A 14,863-nucleotide genomic window follows, 5' to 3' on the forward strand; every position below is an offset into this window, starting at 1 on the left:
CCTGCTACAAGACCGTAACGAGACGCGTCGTCCAAAGGTATTGAGACCACACCTTTACCGTGTTTGACTGCCGCTGCCGTACGAGCCTCGGGGAGAGACCGACATGAGCAGTGTAGAAGTGGGGCCGCAGGACCTGCCCGTCACGACGGGCACGATGCCCTTCCGGGGGCACGAGACCTGGTACCGCGTGACCGGCACGATCGACCCGGCCGGCACCGGCCCCGCGCCGCTCGTCGTCCTGCACGGCGGGCCGGGTGCCGCCCACGACTACACCCTGGCGATGACCTCGCTCGCGGGTGACGGCCGGGCGGTCGTGCACTACGACCAGCTCGGCTGCGGGCTCAGCACGCACCTGCCCGACGCCGACCCGTCCTTCTGGACCGTCGAGCTCTTCGTCGCCGAGCTCCGGGCACTGGTCGAGCACCTGGGGATCGCCGACCGCTTCCACCTGCTGGGCCAGTCCTGGGGCGGGATGCTCGGCCCGGAGGTCGTGCTGTCCGACGACGCCGGCATCCTCTCGCTCTCCATCTGCGACAGCCCCGCATCGATGCCGCTGTGGCTGCAGGCGGCCAACGAGCTGCGCGACCAGCTGCCCGCCGACGTGCAGGCGACGCTGCTCGCCGAGGAGGCCGCGGGCACGACCGACTCCGAGGCGTACAAGGCCGCGGAGAAGGTCTTCTACGACCGGCACGTGTGCCGCGTCGTGCCGAACCCGCCCGAGGTCGCCGCCAGCTTCGACCAGATCGACGACGACCCGACCGTCTACCACGCGATGAACGGACCCAGCGAGTTCCACGTCGTCGGCTCCCTCAAGGAGTGGTCGGTCGTCGACCGGGTCGCCGACATCCGGGTCCCGACGCTGGTCGTCGCCGGCGCGTACGACGAGGCGAGGCCGATCGTCTGGCAGCCGTTCGTCGACGCCATCCCCGACGTCCGCTCCCACGTCTTCGGAGAGTCCAGCCACATGCCGCACGTCGAGGAGCCCGAGGCCTTCACCGAGGTCGTCGGGTCCTTCCTCCGCGAGCACGACCGACCGCGTCCCTGAGCACGAGCGCACCGTCGACGTTCCCCGAGCCTGCCGAAGGGCTCGCCCAGCCTCATATCCCGAAGGACACCCATGGCCACCCGGAACGACACCGGCTCCTCTGACCTCGCCGAGTTCGGCTATAAGCAGGAGCTGAACCGCACCCTCTCGACCACCGACCTGATCGTCTACGGGCTGGTGTTCATGGTCCCGATCGCCCCCTGGGCGATCTTCGGCGTGGTGTTCAACGCCGCGTCCGGGATGGTGCCGCTCGTCTACATCATCGGCCTGGTCGCGATGATCTTCACCGCGCTCTCGTACGCGCAGATGAGCAAGGCGTTCCCGATCGCCGGGTCCGTCTACTCCTACGTCGGCCGCGCGCTGCACCCCGTGCTCGGCTTCTTCGCCGGCTGGACGATCCTGCTCGACTACCTGCTGGTGCCGACGCTGCTCTACGTCTTCGCCGCCGAGTCGATGTCCGGGATCTTCCCGGGCGTGCCCAAGCCGCTGTGGATCATCGTCTTCCTGATCATCAACACCGCGGTCAACTACGTCGGCATCTCCTTCACCGCGATCGTGAACCGGCTGTTCCTGGCCGCGGAGCTCGTCTTCGTGGTGATCTTCGTGATCATGGCGATCGTCGCCATCAGCCGCGGCACGAACGGCGCCGTGTTCACCACGACGCCGCTCTTCAACGCCGACCTCTTCACCCCGCAGCTCGCGGCCGCGGCGCTCTCCATCGCCGTGCTGAGCTTCCTCGGCTTCGACGGCATCGCGACGCTCGGCGAGGAGGCCAAGGGCGGTCGCAAGGCCGCCGGCGTCGCCATGATCACCGGCCTCGTGCTGGTGGCCGTCTTCTTCGTGACGCAGACCTGGCTCGCCGCGATGCTCGTCCCCGGCACCACGCAGTTCGGCGACGACGAGGTCAACAACGCGTTCTTCGGGATCGTCGGCTCGATCAGCGGCAGCGGGTGGATGGTCGCGTTCCTCGCGATGAACGCCCTCGCCGTCGGCATCGCGAACGCGGTCGCCGCGCAGAGCGCCACGTCGCGCCTGCTGTTCTCGATGAGCCGCGACGGCCGGCTGCCCCGGTTCCTCGCCCACATCGACCCCAAGAGCAAGGCCCCGCAGCGCGCGATCCTCGTGGTCGCCGGGCTGACGCTGGTGCTCGGCCTGGTGTTCGTCGGCCAGATCGACATCATCTCCACCCTGGTGAACTTCGGCGCGCTGACCAGCTTCCTGCTGCTGCACGTCTCGGTCGTCGGCTACTACGCGATCAAGAAGCGCAGCCGCAACGTGTTCCTGCACTGGGTCTCGCCGGTCCTGGGCTTCCTGATCATCGGGTTCGTGCTGTGGAACGCCGACGCCTCGGCCAAGATCGGCGGCGTCATCTGGCTCGCGATCGGCGCCCTGGTCCTCCTGTACTACGTCCGCAAGGGCACCGGCGTCCTGTCGGAGCACGCCGCGGACCCGTTCACGGTGGCCGAGAGCGACGGCGACCTGCGCACGGCGGGTGAGAAGGCGTGAGCGAGCACTTCCTCGGCAAGCACCTGGGTACGCCGTCGTTCAGCCCGACCCGGGAGCCCGTCCTGCGGGTGACCCCGGGTGCGGGCGACCGGATCACCTTCGAGACCGACGACCTCGCGTACGCGCAGATGGAGGAGTTCGGTGACCTGGCGAAGGTGACCGCCACCATCAACCCGGTCACGGGGCCCGTGTACGTCGAGGGCGCCGAGCCCGGCGACGTCCTCGCCGTGACGATCCACGCGATCGACGTGGCGGAGCAGGGCTGGTCCGTCTCGATCCCGGGGGCGGGTGCGCTGTCGGAGGTCATGGGGCCCGAGTTCTTCGTGCGCCGGGTGCCGGTGCGCGACGGGAGGGTTCAGCTGACCGACACCCTCGACTGCGCCGCGGCCCCGATGATCGGCTGCCTCGGTGTCGCCCCGGCCGCCGTCGACGGTTCGACGGTCATGCCGACCTACCCGACCGGCGGCAACATGGACCTGACCGACGCGAAGGTCGGCAGCACGGTCTACCTCCCCGTCCAGGTCCCGGGTGCCCTGCTGAGCGTCGGTGACCTGCACGCCGTGATGGCGCGGGCCGAGTCGACCTTCGTCGCGATCGAGATCGCCGGCACGGCGACGCTCAGCGTCGACCTGGTCAAGGGCCGCACGATCCGCGGGCCGCAGGTCGACACCGGTGACGAGTGGGTCTGCGTCGGCCTCGGCGACCCGGTGCAGGACTCGATCGTGATGGCGTACGAGTCGCTCTACACGCTCATGGTGGAGCAGCACGGCTGGAGCCGCGAGGACGCGTACGTCGTCCTCAGCGCCCTCGGCCACACCGAGCTCGGCGGGCCCACGGGTTCCTCGGACCCGGATCCCCTGCACCCGTTCCGCGCGGTGGGTGCCGTCACCCTCGCCCGCCTCGCCAAGGACGTCCTGCTCTCCGGCGGTCGCTGAACCGGAACACGATGAACGCCCCCTGAGCCTGTCGAAGCGGTGTCCTGAGCCTGCCGAAGGGGGCCCCGCAGGGGTTGGCTCCTCCACGGTCTAGAAGACACCAACCTCTTCGAGGCTCTTCGACAGGCTCAGGGGGCGTCATCGGCTCGCGACCTAGGACTCTCAGCAGGCACGCTTTGTGAAGCAGGTCACTTCACCCATGGTGTAATGAACCCTCGCCCCAGGCGATGTCTCCCTCGAGAGTCAGCCGCTACCTGAACCCCCGAGCAGGCAGTGGCTGACTCTCGTCATGTCCGGAGCCGGCCGCGCTGCCGCTGCACTAGCCTCCTGATCATGGTCGCCACCAGCTTCGGCTTCACCCTCCCCGCCTGGGTCAGCGACGAGATCGCCGACGTCCCCGAGGTCCTGCCCACGCTCGAGGACCGGATGCGCCTCGTGCACGCGCTCGCCGGACGGAACTTCCTCGAGGGCAACGGCGGTCCGTTCGCGGCGGTCGTCGTCGAGCGCGACTCCGGCCGGCTCGTCTCCGTCGGCGTCAACGTCGTCCTCGCCTCCGGCATCTCCTCCGGCCACGCCGAGGTCGTCGCCCTCGGGCTCGCCCAGGCCGGCGTCGGCAGCTGGGACCTCGGCGGCGACGACCTGCCCGCCCACGAGCTCGTCGTGAACTGGCGCCCCTGCGTCCAGTGCTACGGCGCGACGCTCTGGTCGGGCGTCCGCTCCCTCGTCGTCGCCGGCGACGGCCCCGAGCTCGAGCAGCTGACCGGCTTCGACGAGGGCCCGATGGTCGCCGACTGGCGCGACCAGTTCCGCGCCCGCGGCATCGACGTCACCACCGACGTCCTCCGCCGCGAGGCCGTCGCCACCTGGCAGGCGTACGCCGACCACGTCGCGTCCACCGGTGCTGTCGTCTACAACGCCCGCGGGGCCGGCGCCGTCTGAGCCGTCGGCACTCCCCCAGCCGTTTATAGGACCGAGCCCGCCGAAGGGCGATGACTTCCCGGCCCGGGCCCGGTCTCCTCACGCACCAGCAACCCTGGAGCCGAGGAGCCCCCATGACCACAGCAGCAGCACCCGCGGCGCACCCGCGGGCCCTCGCCGTCGCGACCTGGGTCGGGCGGGGCCTCCTCGCCCTCGTCTTCCTCGGGGCGGGCGCCTCCAAGCTGGCGGGTGATCCGGCGATGGTCTGGATGTTCGGCGAGATCGGCAGCGGCCAGTGGCTGCGCTACGTCGTCGGCGGTCTCGAGGTCGCCGGGGCGGTCGGGGTCCTGGTCCCCCGGCTCAGCGCGCTCGCGGCGACGGGCCTGGCCCTGCTGATGGTGGGCGCCACCGTCACGAACCTGACCGTCCTCGACACGCCACCGTGGTCCACGCTGGCGCTCCTCGTGGTCGCGGCCCTCGTCGCCTGGGCCGGCTGGCGACGCCTGCTCAGCCCTGCACCGGCGCGGGAGCGGGCTCTACCCTCGGACACGTGAGCAACGGCAGCGGCTGGACCGCGGACCAGATCCCCGACCTGACCGGCCTGCGGGCCGTGGTGACCGGCGCGAACAGCGGCCTCGGGCTGCAGACCGCGCTCCAGCTGGCCCGGCACGGCGCGTTCACCACGCTGGCCTGCCGCAACGAGGAACGCGGCCAGGCGGCCGTCGACCAGGTCCGCGCCCAGCTCGGCGACGGCCCCGGAACCGCCGACCTCGCGCTCCTCGACCTCGCCGACCTCGCCTCCGTCCGCCGCTTCGGCGAGTCCTGGCACGGCCCGCTCGACATCCTCGTGAACAACGCCGGCGTCATGGCCGTGCCGTACGAGACCACGGCCGACGGCTTCGAGCGTCAGCTCGGCACCAACCATCTCGGCCACTTCGCGCTGACCGGCCTGCTGCTACCCGCGCTGCGCCAGGCGCAGGCCGCGCGGGTCGTCAACGTCTCCAGCCTGGGTCACCGGATGGGCCGCATCGCCTTCGACGACCTGCAGTCCACGCGGCACTACCAGCGCTGGCTCGCGTACGGGCAGAGCAAGCTCGCGAACCTGCTCTTCACCCGCGAGCTCGTCCGCCGCCTGAACCGTGCGGGCTCGACCGTCGCCGCGGCCGCCGCGCACCCGGGCGGGTCCGACACCGAGCTCTACACCGGGTTCGCCGGCAGCAGGGGTCCGCTGGCGCGCTTCGCGAAGGCCGCCAGCCAGGCCGTCGGCCAGCCCGCGTCCGCCGGGGCGCTGCCCAGCCTCTACGCCGCGACCATGCCGGACGTCGTGCCCGGCGACTACTTCGGCCCGTCCGGGGTCGGCGAGGTCCAGGGGCCTCCGGTCCGTGTGGGCATGAGCGGCCGGGCACGCGACGCGGCCAGCGGCATCCGGCTGTGGGACGTCAGCCAGGACCTGACCGGCGTCGCGTACGACCTCCCGGCCTGACCCCGTCGTGAGCGGCGCCCGCCAGCCGGGGCACGGGCACGACCCGGCGACCGACGAGCTCCGCGACGCGCACGACGTCCTGGCCGCCTTCTACGTCGAACGGCTGACGGGCGCGCTGGAGGCCAGCCCGCGGGACCGCAGCGTGCTCGACCTCTTTGCCGCGCTCGTCACGCAGGCCGGCCTCGGCACCGAGGTGGCCGACGTCGGCTGCGGGACGGGACGGCTCGAGCCCTACCTGGCCTTCGTCGGCCTCCGCCCGAGCGGCGTGGACCTGTCGCGGGAGATGGTCCGGGTGGCACGACGTGACCAACCCGGGTTCACCTTCGAGGTCGCCGACCTGCGCCACCTCCCGTACGCCGACGCCTCCCTGCCCGGTGTCGTCTGCTGGTACTCGCTGATGTACCTGCCGCCCGACGAGCGGCCCGCCGCCCTCGCCGAGCTCGCCCGCGTCGTGCGGCCGGGCGGCCACCTCGTCACCGCCTGGAAGCTGGGCGACGACTCCGCCCGCCGCGGCGGCCTGACCACCGGGCTGGGGATCGCGTTCGACGTCTGGTGGCTGTCCGCGCCGACGATGGAGCACGGGCTCACGCGCGCCGGCTTCGAGACGGTGTTCTGGGCGGGCCGACCGGCCACCGACGAGGAGGACGCGCCCTCCGGCTACCTCGTCGTCCGCCGGACCGGGTCCACGCCGGCCCCGTAGCCTCGTCACGCCATGGCCTCCCGACCCCGACCCGTCCGCACCGGACGCGCAGCCGCGCAGCTCGGCGCCCAGCTCGCCGCCCTCCGCGAACGCCAGGACCTCAGCGTCGACCAGCTCGCCGAACGCTCCAACCTGAGCCGCGCCACCATCCGGCGCGTGGAGAACGCTGAGCCCTCGGTCGGGCTCGGCACCTTCCTGACCGTCGTGAAGGCGCTCGGCCACCTCGACGCCGTCCACGACGCCCTCGAGCCGGAGGACTGAGCACCCTCGCCGCGCCTCGCCGGCCCGTCCAGCGACGGGAGCCGCTCCTGATCGGTCGGGCACGACCCAGTTAGATGGTGCCGTGGCACAGCACTGGGTGGCGACCCGTTACGGCGACCTCGACGGCCTCGAGCTGCAGGAGGTGACGCCCCCGGCCCCGGGACCGGGCGAGGTGACCATCGAGGTCCGCGCCGCCGGCATGAATCCGGCCGACTACAAGCGCGTCCTCCAGGGCCAGGACCCGAGCGCGCTGCCCGCGCCGGTCGGCTTCGAGGTCGCCGGCGTGCTCACCGCGGTCGGGGAGGGCACCGAGATCGGGTCGGGGACGGCGCGGGTCGGCGACGAGGTGCTCGCCTTCCGGATCAGCGGCGGCTACGCCTCCGCCGTCACCGTCCCGGCGCGCGACGTCTTCGCCAAGCCCGCGGAGCTCGGGTTCGCGGAGGCCGCCAACCTGCTGCTCGTCGGGACCACCGCCGCCGAGATGCTCGACGTCGTGCGCGCGCAGGGCGGCGAGACGATCCTGCTGCACGGCGCGTCGGGCGCGGTCGGCGTCAGCGTGCTCCAGCAGGCCCGCCGCCACGGCGTCCGCGTGATCGGCACGGCCAGCCCCGAGAGCTTCGACGTCGTCCGCCGCTTCGACGGCATCCCCGTCGCGTACGGCCCCGGGCTCGTCGACCGCGTCCGCGCGGCGGCGCCCGGTGGGGTCGCGGCGGGGCTCGACGCGGTCGGCACGGACGAGGCCATCGACGCCTCGCTCGCCCTCGTGCCCGACCGGGCCCGCATCGTGACGATCGCCGCCGCCGGTCGGGCGCAGTCCGACGGGATCCGCATGATCGGCGGGGCGATGCCGGAGAGCGCCGCGTTCCGGGACCGGGTCCGCGCCGACCTCGTGGCCCTCGCCGCCGGGGGCGACCTGGTCGTCCCGATGGCCCGGACCTTCCCCCTCGCCGACGCCCGCGCCGCCCTCGACCTCCTGCGGTCCGGCCACCCCGGCGGCAAGCTCGCGCTCCTGCCCTGAGGGCGGGAGCCCGCCCCGGATCAGGCGTTCCCGCTGGGCGGCCCTACCGCCGGGTGCCCGGCAGCTCGGTCTCCGCGTGCTCCTGCACCTCGGCGGCCAGGCGGCCGGGCGAGGTGAACCGCCGGGAGACCAGCGCGACGACCGACGCCGCGATCATGGCTGCCGCGATGATCAGGAGCGAGGCGGAGAAGCCGCCGGTCAGGTCCTTGACCTTCCCGATCAGCGGCGTGACGCCGAGCCCGGCGACGTTGGCCAGCGAGTTGATCAGGGCGACGCCCGCGGCGGCGGCGACCCCGGTGGTGAAGGACGTGGCGCTCTGCCACAGCGCCGGGATCGCCGACCACGCGAGCCCGGTGGACACCGCGAGCAGCGCGAACCCCAGGAACGTCGGCCCGGCCACCACGCTGAGCGCGAGCAGCACGCCGGCGCCGGCCATCGGGATCGCCATGTGCAGGTGGGCGTGCCCCCGCCGGGCCACGCTCCGCCCGACGACCAGCATGAGCACGACCGCGAAGGCGTACGGGATCGCCGTCAGCAGCGAGGTGGTGAAGTTGCTCGGGTTGCCGAACGTCCCCTTGATCACCTGCGGCATCCACAGCGTCAGCCCGATGCTGTTGAACGAGTACAAGAACAGGAAGAGGGCGAGCAGCAGGATCCCCGGGTTGGTCAGGGCCTGCCCGACCGAGAAGGTCCGCTGCGTCTCCAGCGCCTTCCGCTCGGTGGCGAGCGCCGAGATCAGCCAGGTCCGGTTCTCGTCGGGCAGCCAGGCCGCGTCCTTCGGCGTGTCGGTGAAGTAGCGCAGCACGACGAAGGCCAGCAGCACGGCCGGGATCGCCTCGAGGATGAAGAGCCACTTCCAGCCCTCGAGCCCTCCGACGCCGTCCATCCTCACGATGAGGCCGCTGATCGGCGCGCCGAGGCAGGTCGCCAGCGCGGAGCCGACGTAGAACTGCGCGGTCGCCCGTGCCCGGTGCCGGCTCGGGAACCAGAGCGACAGGTAGAAGATGATCCCCGGCGTGAAGCCGGCCTCCGCCGCGCCGAGCAGCATCCGCACGAGGATGAACGAGCGGTCCCCCTGCACCAGCGCCATGCAGCCGGCGACGATGCCCCAGGTGATCATGATCCGGGCGATCCAGACGCGGGCGCCGAAGCGGTTCAGCGCCAGGTTGCTCGGCACCTCCACGAGGATGTAGGTCACGTAGAAGAGCCCGGCCCCCACCCCGTACGCGGTCGCCGTCAGCCCGATGTCGGCGTTCATGGTGAGCGCGGCGACGGAGATGTTCGTCCGGTCGAGGTAGGCGACGAGGAAGAGCAGCATGATCAGCGGCAGCAGCCGGCGGGTCACGCGGGCGACGGTGTCGCCCTCCAGCGGCGTGATCGGCGCGGCCGAGGTCGCGGCCCGGTCGGTGGACGTGGTGGTCAAGAGGGCTCTCCTGGGGAAGGTCGCGCTGCGCGAGGTGGTGCGGGGTCAGGAAGGTTCGGCGCGCCGCAGCCGGGCGGCCAGGCGGGTGAGGCCGGCGACGACCGCCGTCTCGAGCTCGAGGGTCTGCCGGTCGGCCACGAAGCTGACGCTGACCGCGGTGGGCGAGCCCGGCGAGCCGACCGGCACGCTGAAGCAGCGGATCCCCGGCACGCCCTGCTCGTCGTCGATGCTGTAGCCGCGCCGGCGGACCTCGCGCAGGTCCGCGCGCAGCTGGTCGACGGTCCGCAGCGACCGCTGCGTGCGCATGGGCAGCTGCGCGGTGTCGCCGAGGCGCCGGTCCAGCTCCTCGTCGGGCAGGCCCGCGAGCATCGCCCGGCCGAGCGCGGTGACGGCGGCCGGGTTCCGGGTGCCGATCTCGTTGACGTAGCGCACGGGCTGCTGCCCGTCGTGGCGGGCCACGTAGACGACGTCCGTCCCGTCGAGCACCGCCAGCACGACGGTCTCGCGCCTCAGCTCCCGCGACGCCGAGGTCGCTCGGTGGAACTCGGCGACGACCTCCGTCGAGGTCAGCGCCGCCCGGCTCAGCTCCAGCACCTTGAACCCCAGCACCCAGCCGGCCGGGGTCCGGCGGACCATCCCGGACGCCTCGAGACTGACCAGGAGGTTGAGCACGGACGACTTGGCCAGCTCGAGCTCGGTCGCCAGAGCCGTCAGCGGGAGCGGCTCGCTGCGCTTGGCGAGCAGCTCGAGGACCAGGCCCGCCCGGTACGCCGCCGGGGAGGGTGCCGTGACCCCCGACTCCGCGGCGGCACCTCCCCGACGGCTGTCCTGGTCCCCCGTCGGGTCGAGCCGAGCCTCCTCGGCCCGGACCTCTGTCACCACGTCGACCTCCTCGTCGCCTGACACCAGACCATCTCCTTCCGTCGAGCGGAACGGGCCGTTCAGCCCGCTGAATTCTGCGCCGGGTTCGGCCCGCCGGGTCCGTCCCGGACGGCAGTCCGCTGAACGTGCCCACGAAGGCACCCGCTCGCTCCCCTACGTTGGACCGGTGACCCCCGCGACTGACGACCAGGCCCCCGGCATCCACGTCGGACCCGACCCCGACCCCCGCCTCGAGCAGGCCGTGCGCGACGGCGGCGGGCAGGTCGTCGGGCGCGACGAGGCGGTCGGGGTCGTGTTCCACAGCGACACCGACGACCCGGCCCAGAGCACGGCGCTGGTCACCGACCGCACCCGCTGGGTGCAGCTGCCGCACGCCGGCGTCGAGCGCTGGACGTCCAACGGCCTCATCACCACCGATCCGGTCTGGACCAGCGCGGCCGGCGCGTACGGACCGCAGGTCGCCGAGCACGCGTTCGCGCTGATGCTCGCCGGCGCCAAGGAGCTGCCGGTCGCCGCCCGGGCCACCACCTGGGAGCGGCACCCCGGGCGGATGTTCGCGGGCAGCACGGTGGCGCTCGTCGGCTACGGCGGCATCGGCCGCTGCCTGCTCCCGATGCTGGCGCCCTTCGGCTGCCGGGTGCTCGCCGTGACCGACTCCGGCCCGGCCGAGGGCGCCGACATGACCGTGGCGCGCGCCGACTACCGCGAGACGCTGCCCGAGGCGGACTTCGTCGTCCTGCTCGCCGCCCTGACGCCGGAGACCCGCGGCATGATCGGCGCCGCCGAGCTCGACGCCATGCGCGCCAACGCCTGGCTGGTCAACGTCGGGCGCGGCGGCCTGGTCGACACCGACGCGCTCGTCACCGCCCTCACCGAGAACCGCATCGGCGGCGCCGCCCTCGACGTCACCGACCCCGAGCCGCTGCCCGACGGGCACCCCCTTTGGACCCTGCCGAACGCGCTGATCACGCCGCACGTGGCCAACCCGCCCGAGGCGCACGACGCCGCCTTGGCCGAGCGGGTCACCGAGAACGTCCGCCGGTTCGTCGCTGGCGAGCCCCTGCTCGGCGTCATCGACCCGGAGGCCGGCTTCTGACCCTGGTCCGTCGTCAACGCGCCGAGGCCGACCCGCAGGATTGCAATCAGCAGGAGGTACCGAGTTGAGGCCGCAACCGCCACGAACATTTCGTGGCCGTCGCAGTACCCAGGTCTCCGATGTCAGTCAGCGGTAAGTACGTGGGCTGGTTGCTCACTCAGGTGGTCTCGGACTTGGCCGAGACCCGCGAGGAGGCAGCGGAGACAGCCGTCGACTGGGCTTCGGCGATGTCGGACTTTCAGAAGCGCCTGGTAGTCAGGGTGCTGTCGTTGATGGCGACTGGCGAGGAGCCGGGGCCTGTCCGAGAAGCGCAGCTGAACGCCATCAGCACCCTCTTTCTGCCGCCGTTCATGACGAAGGCCGATGTGGCGCCACTCTTCGAGATCCCCGCCGGCACCCTCGACAAGGGGGACGTCGACTACCTGGACGGGCTCCTGGAAGCCCTTGCCGACTTCCCGCCGGAAGACGAAGGCCACTGAGCTCTTCAGGCTCGACTCCGCTCAGGAGCGTTCTTCGTCCCCCGTCCGTTGGCGAGGTCCACGGGACGTCCACGACGGAGCAGACCGTCCTGGATTTCGTTCGACGCTGCTTCGATGACGTGGCCGAGCTGAGATGACGAGATGCCTCAAGGCCTACTGACACCACGCCAATCCGGGCGATCCGGTCGTGTACCTGATCGAGATCGAGCACGGCCTCGAGGTGCGGAAGGTCCAGAAGTACGCGGACGGCCGCGTTCAGTGGGCGGGGCCGGACAGGCAGACGGGTGACACCGGGTTGTCCGAGGGCTTGATGCCGTTCCCGGACGCGATCGATGCCCAGGACGAGTTCACGACAACCCCCATCGATACGCGCGAGTTCGAGAGTGAGTGGCTCGCAGCCCTGGCCGAGCGCCCTGGGGATGCTGACTGCTCCAAGGAGTAGATACAGCAGAACCGTCTCGGGCGCCGCTCTGAACCTGGTCGGGCCGCTGCACGCACCGCGGGCGAGCGGACTGAAGGGCACATCTTCCGACCGTCACCGCGCCGCGGCCGGCGTCGCCTCTCGGAGCAGGGTGTCGTCGTCGGCCAGCAGCTCGTGGGCGAGCGTGCGGAGCCGGTCGGCGAGCTCCGGGTGCTGATCGACCGTGTGCCCGCCGAGCAGCTCGGCCAGCCCCTGGCGACGCGCGTCCGTGAGGCGGGCGAGGACCCCGCGCCCCTGCTCCGTCAGCTGCGCCCGACGCAGCCGCCCGTCGGAACCGACGTTCGCGTCGAGCAGCCCGCGCGACGTCAGGTCCTGGACGATCCGGCCGAGGCGGACCGGCGCCTGGTCGACGACGTCGGCGAGCGCGTCCGGGTCGTCCGCGTGCTCCTGGACGCGGTAGAGGAACCAGCACGCCTGCGGCGAGAGCTCGACGTCGGCGCGCGCGGCCAGGCGGCGGTAGACGTCCTCCCGGTTCTCGCGGCGCGTGAGCACGGCGATGGCCCGCTCGACCTCCTCGAGCGACGTCCGGTCCGTCGGCATCCCGTAGCGCTGCCCCGGGTCCACGGCCTGGGTCGTGCCCCGCAGCGGCACCTCGGGCAGCAGCCAGGTCAGTCCGAAGGCGACGACCGCGAAGGGCACCGCTGCCAGGAACACGGTCTGCAGCGAGTCCGCGTACGCCCCCACGAACGCCTCGCGCACCGCCGGTGGCAGCTGGCCCAGCTGCGCCAGCGACGCGCCGCTCGCCGCCGAGAACCCGGGCGGCAGAGGCTGGTCGGCGAGCCGGCTCTCGAGGTTCACGCCGAGCCGGTTGGAGAAGATCGCGCCGAACACCGCCACCCCGAAGCTGCCGCCGATCGAGCGGAAGAACGTCGCCGACGACGTCGCCGTCCCCAAGTCCTCGTAGCTGACGGCGTTCTGCACGGCGATCACGAGCACCTGCATCACACCGCCGAGGCCGAGCCCGAGCACGAACATCGCGAACGAGCTGTAGAGCGTCCCGGTGTCCACGGTCAGCCGCGAGAGCAGGAAGAGCCCGACGCTCATCACTGCGGTGCCCGCGACCGGGAAGACCTTGTAGCGGCCCGTCTTCGTGATCAGCTGACCCGACCCGATGCTGCTCAGCAGCGTGCCGGCCATCATCGGCAGCAGCGCGAGCCCGGACGTCGTCGGGTCGATGCCCTTGACGATCTGCAGGTACTGCGGGAGGTAGGTGATGGCCCCGAACATCCCGAAGCCCACGACGAACCCCACCGCCGCCGCGGTCAGGAACACCCGGTTCGCGAACAGCTTCGGCGGCAGCACCGGCTCCTCCGCCCGGCGCTCGACGAACGCGAAGACCACGAGCAGCACGACCGCCACCGCCCCGAGCCCGAGGATCTGTCCCGAGGTCCAGTCGTACGTCGTCCCGCCCAGCGTCGTGACGAGGATCAGGCCCGTGACGCCCGTAGCCAGCAGCCCGGTGCCGAGGTAGTCGATCTTCCGCCGCTGCCGCTTGAGCCCGCCGGGCAGCACGAAGGCCGTGGCGATCAGTGCGACCGCCCCGAGCGGCAGGTTGACGTAGAAGACCCAGCGCCACGAGAGGTTGTCGACGAAGAACCCGCCGAGCAGCGGGCCGAGGATGCTCGTCACCCCGAACACGGCGCCGAACAGCCCCTGGAACCGTCCCCGGTCCCGCGGGGACACCACATCGCCCACGATCGACTGCGCACTGACGATCAGCCCGCCGCCGCCGAGTCCCTGCACGGCCCGGGAGGCGATCAGCCCGCCCATCGAGTCGCTGACGCCCGCCAGCGCCGAGCCGACGAGAAAGATCGCGATGGCCGCGACGAAGAACGTCTTGCGCCCGTAGAGATCGCCAAGCTTGCCCCACAGCGGCGTGGACACGGTCGAGGTCAGCAGGTACGCCGTCACCACCCACGACAGGTGCGAGAGCCCCCCGAGGTCCCCCACGATCGTGGGCAGCGCGGTCGACACGATCGTCTGGTCGAGCGAAGCGAGCAGCATGCTCAGCAGCAGCACGCCGATGATCAGCCGCACCCGGCGCGGGTCGAGGGCCGGCGCTTCGGGGCCCGGAACCGTCGTGGTCATCGGGGTGCCTCGTGGACGAGGCCGGGGCGGGCGCCGTGCATGCAGAGACGCTAGCCGCGGAAGACCCGTCGCGGCTGGGCCGAGGTGTTGTCCGTCCGCCTGAAGTGTTGTCGTGGTTCCGCTGAAGGTAGCGGAGGCGCCCCCCTGTCGTGCCAGGATCAGGCTTCGACGGGCTATGCGTCTGACGTTCGCGTCGGGCCGGCCCGTCTCACCGAGCCAACGGGTCGACGGAGGTCGACCAGGAAGTGAGTACGACATGCCAGCAGGACGCGTTCTCTCCAGCGAGCAGGCCAAGTCGGCGATCACCCAGATGCAGGCGATCATCAACGGCGGGCTCACGAACGAGATCAACAACCTCAACACCCAGGGCACCGCGCTCTCCGACCCGAACAACTGGGACGGCCCCCTGGCCGACCGCTTCCGCAGCTCCACCTGGCCCGAGACCAAGGCGGCCCTCGACAAGGCCAAGATCGAGCTCGAGGAGCTCCGCGGCCAGCTCCAGCAGATCTCGACGAACATCATGACCGCCGGCGGCGGCAGCTAGCTCC

General features: G+C 71.9%; 15 protein-coding genes and 1 pseudogene. 13 read left to right on the forward strand and 3 right to left on the reverse strand.

All coding sequences use genetic code 11. The annotated features are described in order from the left end of the window. Positions 1–103 precede the first annotated feature (103 nt). From ABD665_RS14760 to ABD665_RS14800, 9 genes are all read left to right on the forward strand, one after another. Complete coding sequence (locus ABD665_RS14760; protein ID WP_204913392.1) at positions 104–1,045, forward strand: proline iminopeptidase-family hydrolase; 942 nt, start codon at positions 104–106, stop codon at positions 1,043–1,045. Between the two features lie 72 nt (positions 1,046–1,117). Next, positions 1,118–2,551, forward strand: a complete 1,434-nt coding sequence (locus ABD665_RS14765) for an amino acid permease (RefSeq protein ID WP_204913393.1) — start codon at positions 1,118–1,120, stop codon at positions 2,549–2,551. Continuing rightward, the gene (locus ABD665_RS14770; RefSeq protein ID WP_204913394.1) at positions 2,548–3,486 is read left to right on the forward strand and encodes an acetamidase/formamidase family protein; all 939 of its coding nucleotides are present in this window, start codon (positions 2,548–2,550) and stop codon (positions 3,484–3,486) included. The genes ABD665_RS14765 and ABD665_RS14770 overlap by 4 nt, the downstream gene beginning before the upstream one ends. Before the next feature lie 333 nt (positions 3,487–3,819). After that, positions 3,820–4,425: a tRNA-specific adenosine deaminase gene (locus ABD665_RS14775; protein ID WP_204913395.1), complete on the forward strand. Its 606-nt coding sequence runs from the start codon at positions 3,820–3,822 to the stop codon at positions 4,423–4,425. Between the two features lie 113 nt (positions 4,426–4,538). After that, entirely contained in the window at positions 4,539–4,958 is a 420-nt protein-coding gene (locus ABD665_RS14780) for a DoxX family protein (protein ID WP_204913396.1), read from the forward strand. Further along, positions 4,955–5,887, forward strand: coding sequence for an oxidoreductase (locus ABD665_RS14785; protein ID WP_204913397.1), 933 nt, complete (start codon positions 4,955–4,957; stop codon positions 5,885–5,887). The genes ABD665_RS14780 and ABD665_RS14785 overlap by 4 nt, the downstream gene beginning before the upstream one ends. A 7-nt stretch (positions 5,888–5,894) precedes the next feature. Continuing rightward, the gene (locus tag ABD665_RS14790; protein WP_204913398.1) at positions 5,895–6,587 is read left to right on the forward strand and encodes a methyltransferase domain-containing protein; all 693 of its coding nucleotides are present in this window, start codon (positions 5,895–5,897) and stop codon (positions 6,585–6,587) included. Between the two features lie 12 nt (positions 6,588–6,599). Next, positions 6,600–6,848 carry a helix-turn-helix domain-containing protein gene (locus ABD665_RS14795; RefSeq protein WP_204913399.1) on the forward strand — a complete coding sequence of 83 codons (249 nt, stop codon included), beginning with the start codon at positions 6,600–6,602 and terminating at the stop codon, positions 6,846–6,848. 82 nt (positions 6,849–6,930) lie between these two features. Further along, complete coding sequence (locus ABD665_RS14800) at positions 6,931–7,866, forward strand: zinc-binding dehydrogenase (RefSeq protein WP_204913400.1); 936 nt, start codon at positions 6,931–6,933, stop codon at positions 7,864–7,866. A 43-nt stretch (positions 7,867–7,909) separates the two neighbouring features. On the opposite strand, the gene ABD665_RS14805 is transcribed toward ABD665_RS14800, so the two are convergent. Further along, the gene (locus tag ABD665_RS14805) at positions 7,910–9,289 is read right to left on the reverse strand and encodes an MFS transporter (RefSeq protein ID WP_204913401.1); all 1,380 of its coding nucleotides are present in this window, start codon (positions 9,287–9,289) and stop codon (positions 7,910–7,912) included. A 45-nt stretch (positions 9,290–9,334) separates the two neighbouring features. Further along, on the reverse strand, positions 9,335–10,171 hold the full coding sequence (locus ABD665_RS14810) for an IclR family transcriptional regulator domain-containing protein (protein WP_204913402.1): 837 nt from the start codon (positions 10,169–10,171) through the stop codon (positions 9,335–9,337). A 166-nt stretch (positions 10,172–10,337) separates the two neighbouring features. Here ABD665_RS14810 and ABD665_RS14815 point away from each other — a divergent pair, with 166 nt between their 5' ends. The 3 genes and pseudogenes from ABD665_RS14815 to ABD665_RS14825 all read left to right on the forward strand — a co-directional run. Further along, positions 10,338–11,267 (forward strand): NAD(P)-dependent oxidoreductase, encoded by a 930-nt coding sequence (locus tag ABD665_RS14815; RefSeq protein WP_204913403.1) that lies wholly within the window; start codon positions 10,338–10,340, stop codon positions 11,265–11,267. Between the two features lie 173 nt (positions 11,268–11,440). Beyond that, positions 11,441–11,746, forward strand: a complete 306-nt coding sequence (locus ABD665_RS14820) for a hypothetical protein (RefSeq protein WP_204913404.1) — start codon at positions 11,441–11,443, stop codon at positions 11,744–11,746. A 172-nt stretch (positions 11,747–11,918) separates the two neighbouring features. Continuing rightward, positions 11,919–12,188: pseudogene (locus ABD665_RS14825) on the forward strand (DUF6881 domain-containing protein); the annotation flags it as partial. A 93-nt stretch (positions 12,189–12,281) separates the two neighbouring features. Here the strand turns inward: ABD665_RS14825 and ABD665_RS14830 are convergent. Next, complete coding sequence (locus ABD665_RS14830; RefSeq protein ID WP_204913406.1) at positions 12,282–14,315, reverse strand: DHA2 family efflux MFS transporter permease subunit; 2,034 nt, start codon at positions 14,313–14,315, stop codon at positions 12,282–12,284. 256 nt (positions 14,316–14,571) lie between these two features. On the opposite strand from ABD665_RS14830, the gene ABD665_RS14835 reads away from it, so the two are divergent. Further along, positions 14,572–14,859, forward strand: coding sequence for a pyrophosphorylase (locus ABD665_RS14835; RefSeq protein ID WP_204913407.1), 288 nt, complete (start codon positions 14,572–14,574; stop codon positions 14,857–14,859). The last annotated feature ends 4 nt before the right edge of the window (positions 14,860–14,863 follow it).

Source organism: Microlunatus spumicola (genome assembly GCF_039536445.1).
GTDB classification, from domain to species: domain Bacteria; phylum Actinomycetota; class Actinomycetes; order Propionibacteriales; family Propionibacteriaceae; genus Microlunatus; species Microlunatus spumicola.

What these genes read in the sequence shown, in the direction of transcription:
- ABD665_RS14760 (WP_204913392.1), top strand. Translation starts at nt 104, where the DNA reads ATGAGCAGTGTAGAAGTGGGGCCGCAGGACCTGCCCGTCACGACGGGC.
- ABD665_RS14765 (WP_204913393.1), top strand. Translation starts at nt 1,118, where the DNA reads ATGGCCACCCGGAACGACACCGGCTCCTCTGACCTCGCCGAGTTCGGC.
- ABD665_RS14775 (WP_204913395.1), top strand. Translation starts at nt 3,820, where the DNA reads ATGGTCGCCACCAGCTTCGGCTTCACCCTCCCCGCCTGGGTCAGCGAC.
- ABD665_RS14780 (WP_204913396.1), top strand. Translation starts at nt 4,539, where the DNA reads ATGACCACAGCAGCAGCACCCGCGGCGCACCCGCGGGCCCTCGCCGTC.
- ABD665_RS14795 (WP_204913399.1), top strand. Translation starts at nt 6,600, where the DNA reads ATGGCCTCCCGACCCCGACCCGTCCGCACCGGACGCGCAGCCGCGCAG.
- ABD665_RS14830 (WP_204913406.1), bottom strand. Translation starts at nt 14,315, where the DNA reads ATGACCACGACGGTTCCGGGCCCCGAAGCGCCGGCCCTCGACCCGCGC.
- ABD665_RS14835 (WP_204913407.1), top strand. Translation starts at nt 14,572, where the DNA reads ATGCCAGCAGGACGCGTTCTCTCCAGCGAGCAGGCCAAGTCGGCGATC.